General features: G+C 55.7%; 17 protein-coding genes and 2 pseudogenes. 8 read left to right on the top strand and 11 right to left on the bottom strand.

The window, feature by feature from the left end; genetic code table 11:
• Positions 1–14 precede the first annotated feature (14 nt).
• From ACR3EM_RS18705 to ACR3EM_RS18690, 4 genes are read right to left on the bottom strand one after another with little or no spacing between them, the layout of a single operon-like run.
• On the bottom strand, positions 15–494 hold the full coding sequence (locus ACR3EM_RS18705) for an Hcp family type VI secretion system effector (protein WP_480472147.1): 480 nt from the start codon (positions 492–494) through the stop codon (positions 15–17).
• Positions 495–519: 25 nt separating this feature from the next.
• A complete protein-coding gene (gene tssC, locus ACR3EM_RS18700; RefSeq protein WP_480472146.1) occupies positions 520–2028 on the bottom strand; it encodes a type VI secretion system contractile sheath large subunit in 1509 nt (502 codons plus the stop codon).
• 2 nt (positions 2029–2030) lie between these two features.
• Positions 2031–2567 carry a type VI secretion system contractile sheath small subunit gene (gene tssB, locus ACR3EM_RS18695; protein WP_480472145.1) on the bottom strand — a complete coding sequence of 179 codons (537 nt, stop codon included), beginning with the start codon at positions 2565–2567 and terminating at the stop codon, positions 2031–2033.
• Between the two features lie 19 nt (positions 2568–2586).
• Positions 2587–3711 (bottom strand): type VI secretion system protein TssA, encoded by a 1125-nt coding sequence (locus tag ACR3EM_RS18690; RefSeq protein WP_480472144.1) that lies wholly within the window; start codon positions 3709–3711, stop codon positions 2587–2589.
• A gap of 228 nt (positions 3712–3939) precedes the next feature.
• Between ACR3EM_RS18690 and ACR3EM_RS18685 the strand changes: the two genes are divergently transcribed.
• Together ACR3EM_RS18685 and ACR3EM_RS18680 are read left to right on the top strand one after the other, a co-directional pair.
• Positions 3940–4353, top strand: a complete 414-nt coding sequence (locus tag ACR3EM_RS18685; RefSeq protein WP_480472143.1) for a DUF6484 domain-containing protein — start codon at positions 3940–3942, stop codon at positions 4351–4353.
• A gap of 38 nt (positions 4354–4391) precedes the next feature.
• Positions 4392–4706, top strand: coding sequence for a hypothetical protein (locus ACR3EM_RS18680; protein ID WP_480472142.1), 315 nt, complete (start codon positions 4392–4394; stop codon positions 4704–4706).
• On the opposite strand, the gene ACR3EM_RS18675 is transcribed toward ACR3EM_RS18680, so the two are convergent.
• From ACR3EM_RS18675 to tssH, 5 genes are read right to left on the bottom strand one after another with little or no spacing between them, the layout of a single operon-like run.
• Entirely contained in the window at positions 4703–5608 is a 906-nt protein-coding gene (locus tag ACR3EM_RS18675; protein WP_480472141.1) for a beta propeller repeat protein, read from the bottom strand. The genes ACR3EM_RS18680 and ACR3EM_RS18675 overlap by 4 nt on opposite strands.
• An 11-nt stretch (positions 5609–5619) precedes the next feature.
• On the bottom strand, positions 5620–6852 hold the full coding sequence (locus tag ACR3EM_RS18670) for a PAAR-like domain-containing protein (RefSeq protein ID WP_480472140.1): 1233 nt from the start codon (positions 6850–6852) through the stop codon (positions 5620–5622).
• Entirely contained in the window at positions 6849–7892 is a 1044-nt protein-coding gene (locus tag ACR3EM_RS18665; protein ID WP_480472139.1) for a 3-oxoacyl-ACP synthase, read from the bottom strand. The genes ACR3EM_RS18670 and ACR3EM_RS18665 overlap by 4 nt, the downstream gene beginning before the upstream one ends.
• Entirely contained in the window at positions 7889–8989 is a 1101-nt protein-coding gene (locus tag ACR3EM_RS18660) for a DUF2169 family type VI secretion system accessory protein (protein WP_480472138.1), read from the bottom strand. The genes ACR3EM_RS18665 and ACR3EM_RS18660 overlap by 4 nt, the downstream gene beginning before the upstream one ends.
• A gap of 9 nt (positions 8990–8998) precedes the next feature.
• On the bottom strand, positions 8999–11710 hold the full coding sequence (gene tssH / locus ACR3EM_RS18655) for a type VI secretion system ATPase TssH (RefSeq protein ID WP_480472137.1): 2712 nt from the start codon (positions 11708–11710) through the stop codon (positions 8999–9001).
• 131 nt (positions 11711–11841) lie between these two features.
• On the opposite strand from tssH, the gene ACR3EM_RS18650 reads away from it, so the two are divergent.
• Positions 11842–13938: a serine/threonine protein kinase gene (locus ACR3EM_RS18650; protein ID WP_480472136.1), complete on the top strand. Its 2097-nt coding sequence runs from the start codon at positions 11842–11844 to the stop codon at positions 13936–13938.
• Between the two features lie 6 nt (positions 13939–13944).
• Here the strand turns inward: ACR3EM_RS18650 and ACR3EM_RS18645 are convergent, their stop codons facing one another.
• Entirely contained in the window at positions 13945–16335 is a 2391-nt protein-coding gene (locus tag ACR3EM_RS18645) for a caspase family protein (protein ID WP_480472135.1), read from the bottom strand.
• Positions 16256–16552, bottom strand: a complete 297-nt coding sequence (locus ACR3EM_RS18640; RefSeq protein WP_480472134.1) for a hypothetical protein — start codon at positions 16550–16552, stop codon at positions 16256–16258. The genes ACR3EM_RS18645 and ACR3EM_RS18640 overlap by 80 nt, the downstream gene beginning before the upstream one ends.
• A gap of 215 nt (positions 16553–16767) precedes the next feature.
• On the opposite strand from ACR3EM_RS18640, the pseudogene ACR3EM_RS18635 reads away from it, so the two are divergent.
• From ACR3EM_RS18635 to ACR3EM_RS18615, 5 genes and pseudogenes are all read left to right on the top strand, one after another.
• Positions 16768–17608 (top strand): annotated as a pseudogene (locus ACR3EM_RS18635) (IS5 family transposase).
• A 156-nt stretch (positions 17609–17764) separates the two neighbouring features.
• A pseudogene (locus ACR3EM_RS18630) lies at positions 17765–17812 on the top strand (hypothetical protein); the annotation flags it as partial.
• 117 nt (positions 17813–17929) lie between these two features.
• The gene (locus ACR3EM_RS18625; protein ID WP_480472133.1) at positions 17930–18598 is read left to right on the top strand and encodes a Crp/Fnr family transcriptional regulator; all 669 of its coding nucleotides are present in this window, start codon (positions 17930–17932) and stop codon (positions 18596–18598) included.
• Positions 18599–18930: 332 nt separating this feature from the next.
• A complete protein-coding gene (locus ACR3EM_RS18620) occupies positions 18931–19140 on the top strand; it encodes a YgaP family membrane protein (protein WP_480472132.1) in 210 nt (69 codons plus the stop codon).
• Complete coding sequence (locus ACR3EM_RS18615) at positions 19140–19574, top strand: YeeE/YedE family protein (RefSeq protein ID WP_480472131.1); 435 nt, start codon at positions 19140–19142, stop codon at positions 19572–19574. Before ACR3EM_RS18620 ends, ACR3EM_RS18615 begins: the two co-directional genes overlap by 1 nt.
• The last annotated feature ends 2 nt before the right edge of the window (positions 19575–19576 follow it).

Below are 19576 nucleotides of genomic sequence, written 5' to 3'. Positions count from 1 at the left end.
CGGCCCTTTTTGGGTCACGCACCGGCTGAGATATCGTATTCAATCTCGTGCTCATCTCCGGCGCTGTGGTCGTCGGCCTGAACGGTGTAGAGGATCGAGATCTTCTCACATGTCAGGCTCACATGTTCTTCAATCACCAGACTGTCCTGAGGTGTTGGAAGAATTTCATAACCTGAAACTACGACATTCTCCATTTTGATCACCAGATAGTCCAGATGCGCTTCGCCGGAATCCTTGCGAACCGCGATTGTCACCTCCGGGAAGTCCTTGCCCTGCATGCAAGCCAGCGCAAGATAGGGTGAGGAGGCGTCATAGAACTTGTTGACTTTGACGGCCCCAACCTGGGCACGGGCAAGCGACCGACCACTGCCGACCTGTGCAGTTGCGCCCTGCTGGATGATCCAGTCGATGGAGTGGACATCGATCTCATCTTCGTGATCAGCGCGCACGCTTTCGCCAGGGACGTCGTCGATCAGCATATATCCGGTTAACATGGAATTACTCCTTTAACTTAATGAACTACGATTTGACGGAGGGCAGCTCGGATACGAGCCTCAAGCTCGCGTTGATGCCTTCCAGTTGGTAATGAGGTCTGAGGAAAAACCGCGCATTGTAGTAGCCAGGGCGTCCTTCGACACTGTCCACCTCAACCTCTGCCGCAGCAAGTGGACGTTTGGCCTTGGCTTTGTCATCAGCCATGGACGGGTTGGCCAACACATAGCGGTTGATCCATTCGCTTAGCCAAACCTGCATATCGGACCGCTCTTTGAACGTGCCCACCTTGTCGCGTGCAATGGCCTTGAGGTAATGCGCGAACCGACTGACCGGGAACAGATAGGGCAGGTTGGCAGACAGCCGTTCATTGGCCTGCGCATCCGGATCGACCAAACGTCCGGCCCGGGTTTCGTCATCCTGCAGCGAATGAGCCCCGATAAAGGCAGCCAGATCGGTGTTCTTGCGATGCAGTACCGGCATCATGCCCAGCTTGGCCAGTTCAGCCTCGCGCCGGTCATCGATGGCGATCTCGGTCGGGCATTTCATTGCAATCGAGCCATCGTCGGTCGGGAAGCTGTGAACCGGTAGATTGGTCACGGTTCCACCGGATTCCACGCCCCGGATCTGGGTTCCCCACCCATACAGCTTGTGGCTGCGGTTGATATTCACGCCCATCGCAAAGGCGGCATTCATCCAGACATAGTGATCATGCTTGCCGTCAATGGCTTCTTCGAAATCGAAACCCTTGACCGGAATGGTGTCCGCGCCATAGGGCAGGCGGCCCAGCACGCGTGGCATGGTCAACCCGATGTATCGTGCATCCTCGCTTTCGCGCAGCGATTGCCAGCTGGCATAATCCGGAGACGACACGATGCCTTCCAGATCCTGCGGGTTGGGCAATTCCTGCCAGCTTTCCATCTTGAACAGCTGCGGTGCAGCGGCGGCAATGAATGGTGCGTGGGCCGAGGCACATATCCCCGACATCTCGCGCAACAGACTGACGTCCTGCGGATTGTGTGAGAACTCATAAGCGCCGATGATCGCCCCGAATGGCTCGCCGCCGAATTGCGAATACTCGGCCTGATAGATGCTTTTGTAGATCGGGGACTGGTCCCACATCTGGCCTTCGAAGTCCTGCAGCGTTTCGCCCAGATCCTCTTTCTTGATGTTCATCACCCGGATCTTGAGCTTCTGATCTGTCTCGGTGTTGTTCACCAGATAGTGCAGACCACGCCAGGTGCCTTCCATCTGGCGTACTTCGTCATTGTGCAGGATTTCATTCATCTGCGTGGTCAGAAGACCATCGATACCGGCAATCAGTGACTTGATGGATTTGATCGCATTGCCTGAGATTGTGGCCGAACCTGAGCGATCCTTGGCAGCAATCGCCAGATTGGCAACCAGCCCCTTGAGCTTGTCACTCTCACTGTCTTTTATGCGGAAATCTTTTTCCAGCAGGTCGGAAAATTCACCCAGATCCAGTTCTTCGGCCTCGGCGGCGCCTCCGGCGGCCTGTGCTTCTTTCTCAGCCATGCTTAACCCTCCTCGCTTTCAGCGTTTTTCAGGGCTTCTTCGGCGGCTTGCGCCAGAAGCGGTTCGTTGTTCAGAAGTTGGGCGATGCGCTTTTCCGCATCGACCTTGCCGTCCATGTATCCCAGCAATTCCTCAAGCTGGTTGCGCATTTTCAGCAACTCGTTCAGCGCCGGAACCTGCGCCGCCATCTTGTCTGGGGCAAAGTCACCCATGCTGGAAAAGGTCAGATCCACGAAAAGTTCTTCGTCGGCTTCCCCGCCATCTGCAGATGGCAATGTGTTTGGAACACGGGTCTTCACACGCGGACCAAGGGCTTCCATGAATTTGTTGAAACGACCCGCATCGGTTTCGACAAAGTTGCGCTCACCTACGGGTTTTTTGGCTTCAGGTGTCTCGGATTTCCCCGCCAGATCGGCCATTACGCCCATCACAAATGGCAATTCAATCGTCGTGGGACTGCCATAATGTTCAACGTCATAAGCAATTTGCACCCTCGGGGCGCGATTACGCTCAATGACCTTCTGCTTACTTTCGGACATTTAAAACTCCTTCGAAATTTTAAGACTTTCTCCCCTTGGCGTCCTCCACGCCTGCAACGTTGCGAAACTCTTTCAGGCCGGATGGGGCGACTTCCTCCATCAAGTCCATGAAATCCATCGGGACCATGCGCCTTAGCCGACGGGCCAGATGAGGAATCGGGCTTGACGGTTCAGTGCGCTCGTAAAAGGCGATAATGCTGTCCAGGCAACGTTCGACATCCGCACGGGAATTCACGACGCCGGGTGTCGCAGAGCTGGCGGGCGTGGCGGTTGCCGGAGCAGCCTGCGGTTGCTCGGATACGATTTCCTGTTCGCCGTCAGACTGACGGATGTCTGACATTGCCACCTCCAGCGTGGTTCGTACCTGTCCCAGAAATTCCCCTAGTTCGTTCAGGTTCAGCCCCGGATCCTTTTCGTAACCGGCCTGAGTGTTGAAACGTACGCAAATGGAGCCAAGTGCCTCCTGTGCCTGATTCAAGGCTGCAACCAGTGCTTCGGCGCGATCCGGTTCTTCTGCCGCCAGCGCACGTGTTCCCGCCTTGACGCGCCCGACGCGGGCTTCGTGCTTGGCCGCGATCCCTGCCAGTTCTTCTTCGGTAGCACCGGCATATTTGGCTTGCGCGTCAAACGCGCTCAACGTGGCGGCCGCCAAATCCTCTCCGGTCAGGGGGCCGATGCCACGGGGGCTGAGTGCGACTGAAAACTTCAGGTCACCAAGAAGTCCGTTGTCATCATTCTCCAACTGTTTGATCGCATTCTGCCTGGGCTGAACGCAGGCTTGCGGCGTATCGCGGTCCCGCAGTGCCGGGTTCAGAGTGTCCCAATAGGTTTCCAGCGTTGCATCCAGCATCTTAAGGCCAGCTGCCAGCCCCTCGAAACTGTCAGTGGCGACACCGGCACGGATGAGAATATTCAACATCCGCAGATCGCGACCCGTCTGGGCCAGGTCTAATCCGTCGCGTTCAATAGATGACCAGTCGATCGGTGCAGCAGAGGGGTTGAGTGTCCCGTCGGGCAGCACACGATTAGTCTTCGTCGCTGTTTCAAGCAAACGTTCTATCGCGTGGAAACGCGGTTCGTTCCTCAGTTCCACCCCGGAAGGGTTGTCACCTTCCAACGGCTCAAGAAGGATCCCAAAATCCATACAGCAGCCTAAAATTTGCGTTCAACAATGTTCAAAGTCTCGCAAAACAATCTGATTCTTGCAATAAAATCACTATATCTCGATATTTGGCATTATTTGTGTGAACTAGATACCAGAAGATGTCTGCAGCCTTGGCCATCGTGGATGACGGGTCATGAAATCGAATTTGCTTTTGGTGAAGGGTGCAGCTTCATGTGATACTGAACAGCAACTACGCCGGAGGGTTGCATGCGTGTTACAGAACGGATCGATGGAATTATGATCGGTGTCCTTCAGGGGTTCGAGGACGGCGTGCCTTTGGTCGCATATCCGGCCAATCCGCTGGATCACCCGGTCGCTGCGCGCAGTCTGGTGATGTTGGACGACAATCACACCGGATGCGAGGTGGCGCTCCAATTCGAACAAGGGCAGGTTGATTGCCCGTTGATCCTTGGACGGATCATTGCGCCGGGCGATGGTGCCGAGATTGTCCGGGATGGAGACCGCGTGCGCGTCACCGGTCAGGAGCGGATTGAACTGCGCTGCGGCAAGGCATCAATCATCATGGAAGCGGATGGTCATATCACCATAAGGGGCAGCTATCTGGTCAACCATGCAACGGCGTCCAACCGTATCCGCGGCGGTTCGGTCAACATCAACTGAACAGGTGACTGGTGACAAGCCTGATCCTTGAAAACATAGTGCGACAACACGCAGAAGAGGCGGCGCATCTGTGGAATATCTACGACTACGCGTTGCTCAATCCCGATGAAAACCCTGATATGGATGAAGAGCGCATCGACCGGGTCGTGGAACGTCTGAACGCTCATATCGACGGGCTCCGCGTTGCAGGTGAGGAAGGGTTACGCGTGGCGCAGGAACGGTTCGATGAATATCCTGAACCAGGTGAGCTGTTCGTTTTGAGGATGCTGCAACCCAACGCCGCCGATGTCTGGATCGCCGATTTGGATCTGGATGGGGTGCGGGCGTATTTGGCAGAGAAGTTAGCGGGTTAGGCCATAGTCACCTGATCAAATTTTAACCAATATTCCTCGTCGAATATCAGAACGTCTTTCATACCTAGCGACCACAATGTGTCTCCGCCAACAACAAGCTCTGAAAAACTGTTAGCAATTTTGAGGGGTTCCGGAATAAGCGTGAGTTCATCTTCAACATCGAGAATGAACAACGCAGTGAACCCGGCCAAATAAATGTCTCCGTGATATTCCGCTACGCTCCATATATCGATTATCCCGGGTTCGCTGCAAAGAAGTTCGAAGTTATCCTGTCTACCACGCAATACAGTCCCGTACTGACCGGCCGTATAAACCTGCCCACCCTTCGTACATAAGACAGCGTAGAAACAAGCGTTTGTCTGACTTTGAACCGGATGCCAATCTGTTCCGTCAAAACGCCAGACCACACCAAATTCCCCCGCTGCGTAGAGCTCGTGAGCACCAAAACCATCAATGGATTCGAAGTTCTGCTGATCAAATTCTTTGCGTAGTGTTTCGGATGGGCTGATATCGGTCCATTTGTTGGCGCCGTCGCGCCGGAAAACTTGCATAGATGTTCCAGCGGCATAAAACCTGCCATCGATCCAGGCAAGTTTACGCAACGGCCCGCGTTTGACAGCGATGTCTTCTTCGATTGTTTCACCATTAACAAAATGAATGAACTTACCCCAGTCTCCTAAAAAGGCTGGGCCTGATTGGTGACCTTCACTGTAACAAGCAGAAACAATGCTGTGATCGCGATTTCCGATGGGTTTGACCGTACCGTTATGCATTTCCAGCAAGGCTGCGTGCGGTTCGTTCCTATCGCCAGCCAATTCGTCAATGACGCATGAAAAAGCCAGCGTGATATCATCCTTGGCAGCTCCACAAGTCAGCGAGAAATCGTTAAGAATTGGTTGCATATGTGGCTTCCTCAACCGCCGGCCATTTTCATTGCCTTGTCGAGATAAGACTGGATATTGTCGATCATACGCCTTGCTTCGACTGCCGGTCGGCCCGGGTTTTTGTCTGCGCGCAACGGTGTATTCTCTGTGACCCCTGCTTCTTCGTGAAATGCGTCAAGCTGCGCTTTGATGCAGGCGGGGCTACAATCAGATTCCGGAAAAACCTTTTTCATTGATGAAATCGATTTATCACGCATCTGGCCATAAGTAAGCGAATGGCAATTCAATGGGTTCTTTGGATCACTTGGTGACAATGCATTGTCAAGGATCTCGCAATACATGTCGTTATGCATCAATCCATGGCTTCCCTTGTTATGTGTTGCCCCTTCGGCACAAACACATGGTGCTGCCTTCTCATTGTAGCTGACTCCAGGCAGTGCGGTTCCGTCCACCGAAAAACTGGATTCGGGTACTAGGTGGTGGCCTGTTTGCTTGCCACAGCATTCTCCCTTGTCGGCGTCCTTTTTTGCCACAAGTTTGCATTTCATTGCTGCAAGACAAGGGTTTTTGCGCGCCGCACCAGAGTCACGCATACGTTCTTTGTTTACGCGGTTTTCGTCTGACGCCAGATCTTTTGACGCCTTTAGACCAACGAAGACCGCGCCGCCGGCTTTATGTGAAATTGTATCGTCCGAACTCCGGGTAGTGTTGTCCACACCGGGGGAAAGGCTTAGTCCCGCTGCTTTGCAAGCTTCATCAAGATTCTTGTAGTCTTTGCAGCCTTCCTGCATCTTTTGGATATCTTTGGCGCAGGGATTTGTCGGGTCAACCACCCAAGGTTGCCCAATCTTCGGCCAGGGTGGCGCGTTGGGCGGTGAGCCATGATTGTTGGTCTCGATATCCGAGAACCGGCATATATTCTTGCCCTCGGCTTTCACATTCATCGAATAGGCCTGCGATTTGGCCTTGCCGGTGTTCTTTGAACTGACGATGCCCTTTTTACTCGCACTTCCGGCCTCAGTGCCGGTGGTTTTTGTGAAATGTGAGTTGTTTTTCAAGTTGATCGTTTCGTCACCGATTTTGACGGTTCCGGTGCCTTTGTCCGTATTACTGTCCATCCCGAAGGAAGGATAGGGGATCGGAACGCCCGGCGGTGTTGGCGGGGCTTGCGGCGGCGTGAAACAAACATCGGGAAACGCGGCAATCACTTGGTTGGATTGCTTCTTGCAGGACACTTCCAGATTATTGGCGAAGACGGTCATGCGGCGCTAGCCTTGTCTGAAATCTCGGGTGCGAAGAACACTGCCGCGCCGCAGGTTCCATCATCCCCCGAGGCTTCTATGAGCACCGGATTACCTGGCGCGTAGCGCTTGATCGAAGCTTCCAGCGCCCATGCGATCATTATCGGAACCGCTGCGGCGCCCACGTTCCCGATGCATTCGGTCGGAGTCCAAAGTTCCTGTAACTCCCGGTGTTCACGCAAAAGCCGTTGCATCGACAACGCGGTTTGTTTGAAGAAATAAGCCTCACCGGTCAGATCAGAAATGCGATAATCAATCCGGTCGAATGTAATGCCCGAGTTCTCAAGCGCCTGACGATAGGCGCTGGTCATGCCATCGGCGCGGAGCGGCAGTTCTTCATCGTTGTACAAATAGGCCAATTCGCGGTTCAAGCCGAGACCTGTCATCGCAAGCTGTGTCGGCGCCCCGCCGGTACATAGCAGCGCGGCGGCTGCCTCGCCAGGAATGAAACCATTGGCGTTGTTCCCGTCGAGAAGACGACCGGCTTGGATGAAACTGGCGACGGCGGGACCTGTCAAAAGGCTGTCTGCGCCGACAATCAGTACGTGATCATCCGGGTTCTGACGGAGTATGCGACTGGCGCGTTCCAGTGCGGCAAAGCCCGAGGGCCGGCCATATTCCACGGTTTCGAAACTGGTCTGTTGCGACAGGCCTGAAAATTCGATCAGCTTTCGGGCGAAACTGTCGGGGTCGCGCACGGGCGCGCCGCGTCTGGTTTCTTCGGCCAGACAGAGAATGACGGTCAGGTTTTCGATCTGTGCGCGGAAGCCCTCAAGCGCGTCGACCACAGCACCAGCTGCCAGATGCGCGACACGTTTTTCACCGACCCAATTTCGGGGCAGGGGGACCGGAGCCCCCAATTGCCATTCACCATCGGCGGCCAGAAAATCGGTTTCCTGAAACCCGTCCAGCCCGCCCCGCATGGCCGCCGCAGATGCCGCGCGATTCAAGCCGACGGCCGTGACCATTCCTGCGGACAGGATGTTGACGGCGCCGGTCATAACGCAACCTGTTCAGGCATGCGTAAGGAATGGGCTGGCCTGTAGACTTTGCCTTTCTGCTTAGCGCGCACCTGCGCGCGCGTAGGCGGTCCAATCCAGAACTCGGTAAATTCGGTGATCACCCGGCGAATAGGCACCTCGACGCGCCAGGTGAGCGAGAAAACCCTGTTCTCGGCGTCAATCAGCAGCGTGTCAGGCAGGGCAGTTTGTTCCAGTGCATTTTCCCAATCGCGCCAGATGGTCAGCGGCAATCTGGTATCGGGCAGGTAAAATGCTTCTTTCCCGCGCGGCGTCAAGTTGACGAGTACCACTTGAGCGCCGCCGGCAGGATAGTCGATCTGCTGATCGGTCGCGGTCTGCTGATAATAGCGTTCATCGAAATCTGCGGGCAAAAACGGAAAGACATTGTCTTTCCAGTTATCGTCATAAGTTCCGGCAAATCGCTGCCGTTCGGGTGAAACGCGCGATATTGGCCCCAGCGCCATTGGTTTGTAATCTTCATAGGGCGAAGTAACGGGCACTCCGATTTCTTCGGTGTTTGGAAGGGGAAGCCCGCTCAGGCGTGACTGGTTTTTGACGCTGGCAAATCCCTGTCCGATAGGGTTGGGCAGATAGACGGGTGGAAGCTTGTCTTCCGGGTCCAGCATGCAGGCTCCGCCAAAAGCAGTATCGTAGCTGAACGCCGCCCGGGAAAAGGGAATAGGGTCAGTTGTCGTGATTGCTGGGCCGATCACACGCCATTCCCGGTGACCGATGACGTTGAACGTCTTGGCCATGGCGCCAACTTTCAAACCGACTTGAACCTTTTGGGCGGGTTTACCGCCCGGCGCATAGGCGGCTCCGTTCAGGACGACGTCACATTTGCCTTTGCGAAACGCAAAATCGGTTTCCCATGTGGTTGCCGAATACCCCGGTTCGCCACTGTATTCATCGGCCATCACCAACGGAGCCTGCTGTGGCATTGGCAGCGGTGGCTGATCCGGGTGGTCGGGAAATCCGAAGGTGCCCTTGACCACCAGCGACAAGTATTCGCGCCCGGCCACATCCATTCCCATCGTGATGCCATAGGCGAAATTAGTTTTATTGAAAACCTGCATCTGCTGGGCCTATGCAAATTTGTAGGCGAACCCGTCCGGGCCACCGGAAACAACTACCGAAGTCAGCTCAGCCCCTTCCAGCGAATAGTTCAGGATCTGGCGGCTGAGCTCGGGCAAAAGCGTATTCGTCAGGATCGCATCGATCATCCGGCCGCCGCTTTCAATTTCAGTGCACCGATCTTTGATGAGCTGCATCGCACTTGCGTCAACAGTCAGCTCAGCGCCGTATCCTTCTTCCAGCCGTCTGGCGATACCGCGCAGCTTGTGCCCGGCGATGGCCTCGATCATTGAATCTGACAATGGATAATAGGGGATCGTCACCACTCGCCCCAGCAAAGCGGCGGGAAAGACATTCAGCAGCGGAGCGCGCAGCGCCGCGGTCAACTCCTCCATATCGGCCGTTTTGCTGCCGTCTTCCGTCATCGCCATGATCTCTTCCGAGCCAACATTCGAGGTCAGCAGGATTAGCGTGTTCTTGAAATCGATCCGGCGCCCTTCGCTGTCATCCATCATGCCTTTGTCAAAGACCTGAAAGAAAATCTCGTGCACGTCCGAATGAGCTTTCTCGACCTCATCCAGTAGAATGACCGAGTATGGGCGGCGGCGCACGGCTTCGGTCAGAATGCCGCCTTTGCCATAGCCAACATAGCCCGGAGGTGCCCCTTTCAGCGTCGAGACAGTGTGCGCCTCCTGAAATTCGCTCATGTTGATCGAGATCAGGTTTCCTTCGCCGCCATACATCAGATCAGCCAGTGCCAGCGCGGTTTCTGTCTTGCCGACGCCCGAAGGGCCGCACAGCATGAAAACGCCGACCGGCTTTTCCGGTGCGCCAAGACCCGCAGTGGCGGTCTGAATACGATTCGCGATCATCTCCATCGCATGGTTTTGTCCAACAACCCGTTCCGCCATGGTCGTTGCCAGCGCCAGCGCTCGTTCGCTCTGGCTGGACAGCATCCGCCCCATGGGAATGCCGGTCCAGTCCTGAACAATGGCGGCGACGGCTTGCTTATCAACTGATGGCAGGATCAGCGGAGTCTCACCCTGCGCCTCGGTTAGCTGGGTCATTTTCTGGCGCAGTTCAGATAGCGCGGCATCGCGATCAAAGGGTTCGGTTTCAGGTTTGGTTGGATCACTATCTTGTTCATCCGCACCAGCCTCAATTTCGGCGCCGGTTTCATCCAGAACTGCGCCAGAGGCGCGCAACTGGCCGCGCAGCTCGAGGATGTCTTTGACCAAGGCCTGCTCCGCTTCCCAACGGGCATTGGCGGCCTCCAGCTGGCTTTTGGCCGCTGCGATTGCGGCATCGACATCGGTCTTGCGCTCGTCGATGTCGATGCCGATCTCGCCCTCCCGGTCGATGATTCCAGCTTCGATCTCCAGCGCGGCCAGACGTCGTTCGACATCGTCAACTTCGGCAGGTGTGGCATGTTGCGACACGGCGACCCGGGCGCAGGCGGTATCCAGCAATGAGATCGCCTTGTCCGGCAACTGACGGCTTGGAATATAACGGTGCGAGAGTTTGACCGAAGCTTCTATCGCTTCGTCCAGAACCTCGACCTGATGGTGCTTCTCCAGCACTCCGGTGACGCCACGGCACATCAATATGGCCTTGTCTTCGGACGGTTCATCGATTTTGACGACCTGAAAGCGCCGGGTCAGGGCGGGGTCGGGTTCGATATGCTGTTTGTATTCAGCCCATGTTGTCGCCGCGACGGTCCGCAGTTCTCCCCTTGCCAGTGCAGGTTTCAGCAAATTGGCAGCATCGCCTGTTCCAGCCGCACCCCCTGCGCCGATCAACGTATGAGCTTCGTCTATGAAAAGGATGATGGGTGTGTCTGAGCTTTGAACTTCGTCGATCACGGCTTTCAGGCGCTTTTCGAATTCGCCTTTGACCGATGCCCCGGCCTGCATCAACCCGATGTCCAGCATATGCAGGTCCACGTTGCGCAACTGAGGCGGAACATCGCCCCGTGCCAGACGTTGGGCAAATCCTTCGACCACGGCGGTTTTACCCACACCTGCTTCACCCGTCAGGATCGGGTTGTTCTGCTTGCGACGCATCAGAATATCGATGATCTGACGGATCTCGGCGTCACGCCCGACAACCGGATCCATCGCCCCGTCCCGGGCGCGCTGTGTCAGGTTGGTGGCATATTTTTCAAGCGACGACTCGCCACCGCGCGCCGGTTTACGGGGGGCTTCTGCGGCACCGTCGGGTTCAATGCGTTCCAGCGAAGCCGCCAGAAGGTCGTCAAGTTGCGCTGCCATCGCCGCCGGGTCGAGCTTGTCGAACTCAAGACTGATCTTGAACAACAACCCCTCCAGCACGGGAACCTGCAGGGCGGCCAGCAAAATATAGGCTGAACGAACGGTGTCATCGCCAAAGTCAAGCGATCCAAAGTTCCATGCTTCTTGAATGGCCCGGAAAATATGATCCGAGAATTCTTCGACTGATCCGGCACCATGGGGCAGGGCATCGGTTGCACGCAGCATGTCACCGGTCAGTTTGTGGCGATCAACACCCGCAGCATCCAGCAGGATGTCCATATCTGAACGCTCGGAATCTGCCAGTTCGGTTATGAAATGCACAAGCTCGACATAAGGATTACCGCGTCTTTTCGCGGCTTGTGCGGCACCTGAAAAAGCTGCGAAACAAATCGGATTAAGTTTGCCCACAAGCTCTTTGCGTTTCACTGTTTCCTGCGACCCCCGTGGTGCCATACACTGTCCCTCAATTGCGAAAAAATTTAAATTCTCTGAAAAAGCAAACCGGTATAGTACATAAAGTATAAGCTAGTTCCGGAATTGAATCGATAGTTTTGACAATGGGCTAATTCCAGCGGGGCGCGTTGATGATTGATCCGATGCCAGGTGATATTTTTCAGACCGGCCAGGTTCTGAACAACACTTATGAAATTCTGGGTGTGCTCGGCCGGGGTGGTACGGGCGAGGTTTACCTGGCCCGCAACCGGGTCGTGGACCGGAAGGTGGCGATCAAGGCGCTTAATTCGCAGTTCTCCGGCAATGCTGACTATGTCGAACTAATGAAGCGCGAAGAAGAGATACGTACTATCGTGCACGATGCAGTGGTGCGCTATTCCGAGTGCTCGATGTCAGATCAGAACCACGTGTTTCTGGTGATGGAGTTTGTTGACGGAACCTCGCTGAACGACCTGATGGTGAAGCGCCGGATCGAAGATCGGGAGCTTTTGATTGTCGCGCACCGCGTGCTTGAAGGGTTGGTTCAGGTGCACCGCAACGGGATCGTGCATCGCGATCTGAGCCCGGACAATATCATCCTGCGCGATGGTGACCCCGAGCGGGCGACGATTATCGACTTTGGTATCGCCAAGGATACAACGACAGGTGCTCGTACAATCGTTGGGAACGATTTTGCAGGAAAATATGAATATGCCGCACCCGAACAACTGGAAGGCCAGGCCGAGCGTCGGACGGATCTGTATGCGTTGGGGGCATCGCTTCTGGCTACAGCGCGGGGGGAAATCCCGTTTCTTGGTGCCACGCCGGGCGAGGTCATCCGGCGCAAACAACAACCATTGGACACATCCGGGCTTGGTGAAAACCTGCGGCACCTGATTGACTGGTTGTCTGCTCCCGCGCCTGACGATCGTCCCAGCGATGCGGCTGAAGCGTTGGAATGGGTTGGTGGGAAATTGAAGCCGGCCAGTGCTTCTTCTGAACGTGGCACAAAGGGTCGCGGAAGAACCGGTGGAAACATGTTTATTGGTTTGCCTGTTGCTTTGGTTGCCGTGCTCGGAGGGCTGTGGGCAGGTGGAGTTTTTGACGACCTGTTCAAACCACCACTGCCAGTCGCCAGCCCCTATGAGCTGACTGTAACCACTCTGGTTGACGGCAGTATGGTTTTGGCCAGTCATGCGCCGGATCAGCCGGGGGCCGATGTCATCCGAACCGGATTCGAGCGCGCAACCGGACAGTCAGCATCGCAAGAGGCCGTCACTCTGGCTGATGGAGTGCCCAGCCCTGAGTGGCCCACGTTGATGAACCAATTGATGGGCCTTGCCGCCAATCTGGAAAGCTGGGAGCTGTCGGTGACGGACGCGCACGCCAATCTGAGTGGTATCGCGTCCAGTGGTTCGGCGCGGGGTGCTCTTGAGGCTCAACTGGCTCAGTTCGTCAGCGCCTCGGGCATTGAGGTCGAACGGGATATTGTCGCAGGTCCCCGCGTTCTGTCACGCGCTGCATTGCAATCGTCACTGTCGCGACTGGGAAATTGCGGGCCGCTTAGCGCCTCAGCCACTGCTGACGGCACATATGCGTTGTTTGACACGATCACCATCACCGGTGATCTGGCCAACGGATCTGATCAGGATACGATCCAGCGTGCGCTGGGCCCAGTAGTGGGTGACAGAAACCTGCGTTTTGACACCACGATCCTGAATGATCAGCTTTGTGCTATTCGCGCAGTGCTTCCGGATGTGCCTTCCGCGAACCTGTCAATTTGGCTGGGAGATGGGGCCACTGGCGCGCCCTCGCTCAGCGGTGTATTTCGGACAGGCGAAAACCCGATGGTCGAAGTGCATGTGCCTGAAACGATTTCGGACGGGTCGCTGTGGGTCATGGTGGTCGACAATACTGGAACCGTGTTCCATGTGTTGCCGAATGTGAACCGGACCGCACATAACCTGGCTTCTCTGGGAGAGATCCAGAACGGGGTACGACAGGTGCGGGTTCTCCATTCGATTGAAGAGTTCAAGCAAGACAATACGCGCCTGGCGATCCGGATCAATGAAGGCGACTATGGAAAAACAGAAGTGATCGCAATTCTGAGCCGCTCGGACTTGTTCGATCTCCGCCGCCCCCGCGATGAAAGCGTGACATCGGTGGCTGAGGCTTTGGCCGGAGCCTTAGAAGGCCGAGAGGGGGAAATCATCGGCGTTGCCAGCCGGATCATTGATGCCCGACCCTGAGGCTGGTTAGAACAGATCGAACCGCACTGGGTTGATGGCCCAATACACCCGCGCTGCCAAAAGCAGACGTTCTTTGGGATCATTCAATGTTGCTGCGGACAGTGGAACACCCTGTGCTACTGCGACGTTTTCCAGGGCCTTTTTGGTGGCCGGTCCGACCTGGCCATCGACCGCCACGTTTTGCCCCAGTTCATTCAAGGCCAACTGCAAACCCCGATCCAGCGCAGTACGTGATAGAGTCCCCAATTGATCGCTGGCCTGTCCTGCGGCGTCGGTATCTGCCAGAAGTGAAGCCTTGGCCGCACGCAAGGCCGCGTCCGCTGGCCCCTTACCCGGGACCTGCCCGTCTAGAATGATATAAGCGCCGTTTGCCCCGCCCCATGCATCGCCACGTGCCAGCGACATGTCATACCAGCCCAGCGCTTCTGTTTTAGTCCGACCGGGAAGCTGACCTCGTAAGATCATGCGGGCCACGCTGGCAGGTGCTGTTGGGTGACCTCCCTCGGTGGCGGCCAGAAAATACTCCAGCGCCTTGTCGTGATCCACCGGATTGCCGCCCAGCCCGTTCAGGGCCACGTAAGCGAGGTTGTCGTACCCGTAAATGTCCTTACGCAATTCGGACGCCCGTAAATAACGCATACCGCGTTCAGGGATATAATGGTCGGAGTTTTCACGCAGGAAATACAGCCCCAGTTCGTTCATCGAATAGGTATGACCCAGCTCGACTGAACGTTCGAGCAATTCAAAGCCGCGTTGTTTGGCCGCTTGCGTTGTACCTTCGCGCAGCAACTTCTTGCCCAGCGTATGCATCGCATAAGGATCTTGTTCGGCAGTACCCTGTTCCAACAACTCCAGCGCCATCTGCGGATCACGGGGGATGCGGGTAACCGCACGGTCTATCCGTTCAGAGTCCAGCAAAACTGCAAGGGCATATTTCGCGCGGATATGACCGGCCTGTGCAGCGGCCAAGATGTTGGCATAAGCCTCGCTTAGTTGACCGGCGGCTTGCTGAACGCGACCAAGTTGATAACGAAACCGCGCATTGTCGGGGTCGGTCGCAGCAGCTGTCTGACAGGCCTTCAGCCCATCGGAAATTCTGATTTCATTGGGCAGACGAAACACGCCCACGCCGTTCAGATCCAATGCATCGCCCGCCTCAAGATCACAGGCGTTCATGTTCAGTTTCAGCGATACATCAACCCGCTGGCGCTGCTGGCCCGAGGTCACTATCTCGACCGAGAATGTATCCGAGATGTCGGGTGTGACGAAATCCACCGCGCGGATGTCGGAAATTTCCGGAGCGTAGGAGATTGCGCCATTATCCTGTCCTGAGCCAATGGCAATAACACCCTGTTCGGGTCGCTCGACCAACTGAACTTCGTCAATATCGGTGCCCAGTGCCTGCTCCAGAAGCTGGGACAGCGGCACGTTCTTGTTGAATTGCTGGGTCAGATCCAACGACCGAGATATTGCTGCCTGAGGTGTTTCCGACACCGCCTCGGATTGCGATTGCGTCAGGTAGAAAGGTTTAACCAGCGTTGAGCTTTCCCATGGAATCTGTTGCCCGTTGGTCGAACTGTGCACACGTTCTCGAATGACCGGAAACAGAGCCTGAATGTTTTCAAACGGCGCGGCGCGCGCGGTCTCCAGAACGGCTGCTGTATAGGGGCTGTTCTGGCCCGAGGCTCCATCGCTTGCCACCGCCCCGGGTGAGGTCGAATAGGCCACGAGTGAGTTCAGCGGCGTTCGGAATACATCAAAGCCGGTGCGTGTTTCGAACAGGTTGGCGTCCAGATCGGCCGCCAGTCGGATGTCGCTGAAAGGATTGTCCCGGCAGGAATCAAGGATGGCCACATGTGCGGAACTACGGGCGGATAGCGTATCGATAACCCGGTCCAGTGTCATCGTCGCAAGAGGAACGTCATAGATGCTTTCGAACCTGGCATCCACGGGCAGCAGGTAATTCCTGCGCCCGATCTGGATTCCGTGCCCGGCATAATAAAACAGAACATTGGCAGAATCCGGGATGTTGAGGACGGCGGTACGGAGTAGTTCTTCGAATTCACGCTTTTCAAGATCATACCCGTCATAGACCTTAAAGTTGAACTCGCGCAGTAATGCCGCGATGTCCTGAGCATCCTTGCGTGCATTGCTGAGGTCACCGACATGGGTGTAATCCTGATTGCCGATCACGATCGCAATGCGCGGTGCGCCCGGCGTTTGTGCCAGCGTCGCGTTGCCGAGCAGGCATAGAGGAAGCATTACACCCAGTATTCGGCCTGCAACTTCGCGCCAGAACATGCGTGGCTCCTCCGTATCAGCCCCAGCTTCCTCCGCCGCCGCCTCCAGCGCCACCACCATCGCCGCCGCCGCCACCACCGCCTCCGTCGCCGCCATCGCGATCCTCACCAGTGGGCGAAGAACTGGGTGAAGGTGTCTGTACAGGGGCGGACGCAGGTGATTGCGCTGCGGGTGTTGCAACCGCCGGAGCAGCAGCTGCAGCCGGTTGCGGCTCAACAGTCGGCTCTGTCTGGCTGCTATCGATCGGAAGGCCATCGCAGCCTGCCAAAATTAACGTGCCGCACATCATGAACGATAGTGATACTCGGACCATCACGGGTTTCCCCCTTTAAATTCAACCATAATAATACAATAATAACTTTACGTGGAGTAAGCTCAATCTGTCCATGCTTGTTTAACAAAGACCATTTTGCAGTGCTGTGAAGTTAGTCACTCTCGTTTATGATCGGCCCGTAGGATTAGTGCCCATTGAAATGGCTACAGTCTCTGTTCCGGGCTAATTCAAGCTACTGAACTTCAGGAGGCGAGTTGAGCAACTTGTTTTGGCTTGGCGACGCGCAGATGTCGTGCCGTGAGCCCTATTTCCCCAAGTTGCCACGGCAAACCAAGTGTTGATGGTCATAGATTTCTGAGCGGGATTTTCTTCTTCAACCGCAATGGCTTGTGTTGGTGGGGTGCGCCCAAAGAATACGATCTGCATAAGCTTCTACAAAACTGCTGGAGCCGTTGGAGTGATAAAGATTTCTCCGCTCAGATGATGGCGGGGCTATCTGCCGATTCCAACGAGATGAAGGCCGCGATGATCGACGCCACCTATCTGAAAACCCACCGCGCTGAGCCCAGTTTGAGCGTCAATTATGGAGGATCATGAACCGATCAGGGGGATCAATTTCCCGACGAACGGGGACCGCGTGGACCCCTGATTAACAGAGCCAAAAAGGGGCATGAATACCAAGCTGCATGCCATCTGCGATAGCCCGAGAAGTCCCCTCAACCTGTTCGTGATTGCGGAACAGATCAGCGATCACATCGGTGCATAGGCGTTGTTGAACAGCCTGCCGTAAGTCGAACGGTTATTCGGAGATCGCGGCTATGATGCGGATTGGCTTAGAGAAGCGTTGGACGACAATAGGATATGCGCGTGATCCCTCGTCGCAGACAGCGTAAAACGCCGGAGATGCGCGACAAGCGTAGGTGCAAATGGCACAACCGGATTGAGATCATGTTCGGCAAGCTAAAAGATCGGAGGCGTGTTGGAACTCGATACGACAGGGGCCCTATCCGCCATCAGCTCTCGTGCCCTTGTCATTTTCTAGCTATGGGTCCTGAGCCTAGACATGAAAGTTGCACAGGCTTTAGGCTGATCTAGCCCGGCGCCTCTGATACATAGCGGTAGGGGCGACTTTCGTCCTTGACCCCGATGGGGTCCTGAGGGCAATGCTCCACTATCCGATGACCAACGGTCGTTCGGTCGATGTGCTTCTTCGTCTGGTGAAGGCGCTTCAAACGTCCGAGGCCCACAAAGATTGAGATCCCGGAGAATTGGCAGCCTGGTGAGGCGGTTGTTGTTCCTCCGTCTGCAACTGCCGATGCTGCAAACGCAAGGATGTCTGAAGATTTTGGCATAAAGGAAATGATTTTCCGACCGGAGCGTTTTGCCTTCCGTAAACAAAGACACAGGAAAAGGGATATGGAAGACACGTGGATTACCAAGTTCAAGGGCCTCAGTCGCCTGCCTGCTGATATCCGGGCCGAACTTGAAGAGGGTAGTGAAATCATCTCGGTACCTGCGGGCACTCAGATATTTGCTCCGGGGCAAACTGCGGATAACCTCTGGTTGCTGCTTGATGGCACTGTCAAAGTGCAACAGAAATCCGAGTCTGGTAGAGAGGTATTTCTTTACCGAGTTCATGCAGGTGAAAGCTGCGTGCTGACGACGGCGTGTATGCTGGCGTTTGAAGACTATGCTGCCGAGGGCATGTCAGAGACCGATGTCAAAGCTGTCGCAATCCCGCGTAGGACATTCGACGATCTTGTCGCAAAATCACCGGTGTTCCGAGAGTTTGTGTTCACGGCTTATTCGCGTCGGATCACGGATCTTTTCACGCTGATCGACGATATCGTATTTAAACGGATGGATGTACGGCTGGCATCCCGCCTGCTTGAGCTTGCGGACCACAGGAATGCTGTTCACGCCACACACGCAGTGCTGGGAACCGAACTTGGAACCGCCCGAGAGGTTATTTCGCGCACCCTTTCAGAGTTTCAGCGGCGTGGTTGGGTCGAGCAATCAAGAGGTGAGGTCAGGCTTATCGAAAGAGAAGGGCTGGAACATCTGGTGAAATCCTCAGGCGCATAGCGCTGAATGACGTTTTACCAAAGAAATTGGTATGCTTTTTCAAAGTTGATCTTGAGCACGCAAACGGCGATGCCAGCCGCTGCCCTCCGTTGCGGCGATTACTCCGGGCCGCATTATCGCAGCCCCAGCATCTGATGCGTGAGCTCCTGTGGGTCTTCGCAAGCCTGGCATCGGAATGAGCCTTTGACCGGGACTCTGGGAACGCGCTGATAAGCATGCCGGAGATTGACCCGCCTGCAAAGGACAGCATGTTTCCCGTTGGTGACCAAGTCACCAAAGCTCTGAGAGGGTCTGTGCAAATGTTCATCCATCGATTCTCGATGGAGTGAGACATGACCACCAATATGGGAAAATTCGACCGGGCGGCGCGGATCCTGATCGCAGCAGCTCTGGCATACTTAGCTTTGGCTACAAACCTGTTGGGCGCAGGTATTTTGTTCTGGCTGGCACTGATTGTCGCCGCGATTTTCACCCTTACTGCATTTGTGGGCAACTGCCCGGTCTACAGCATAATTGGCCTCAAGACCTGTCGGGACTGCTGATGATCGAAACCATGTTTACCCCGTGGATGTCGCTGACAGGTGGCGTTCTGATTGGCGTGGCATCGGTTCTGCTGATGTTGTTGATAGGTCGCGTGATGGGTGCGACAGGCATTCTCGCCGGGCTGCTGAGGCCCGCTTCAGGCGATGACTTCGCATGGCGGGCTGTATTGCTGGCAGGGATGGTGACCGGCCCGATGGTGGTCTGGCTGACGTCGGGCCAGATGCCGACAGTCCAGGTTCCAGAATCCTCCACAGCACTGGTTCTGGGAGGGATCATTGTCGGGCTGGGCGTGACCTTCGGTGCAGGTTGTACCTCGGGTCACGGAGTGTGCGGCATGGCGCGGCTGAGCCTCCGCTCGATTGCCGCGACGGGGACGTTCATGCTGTTCACCTTTGTCACGGTTTTCATCATCCGCCACGTGATTGGAGGATAAGC

The organism is Ruegeria sp. AH3, from assembly GCF_056536265.1.
Note: the sequence above shows the minus strand (reverse complement) of the source record. Positions and strands in the feature narration are given on the sequence as shown.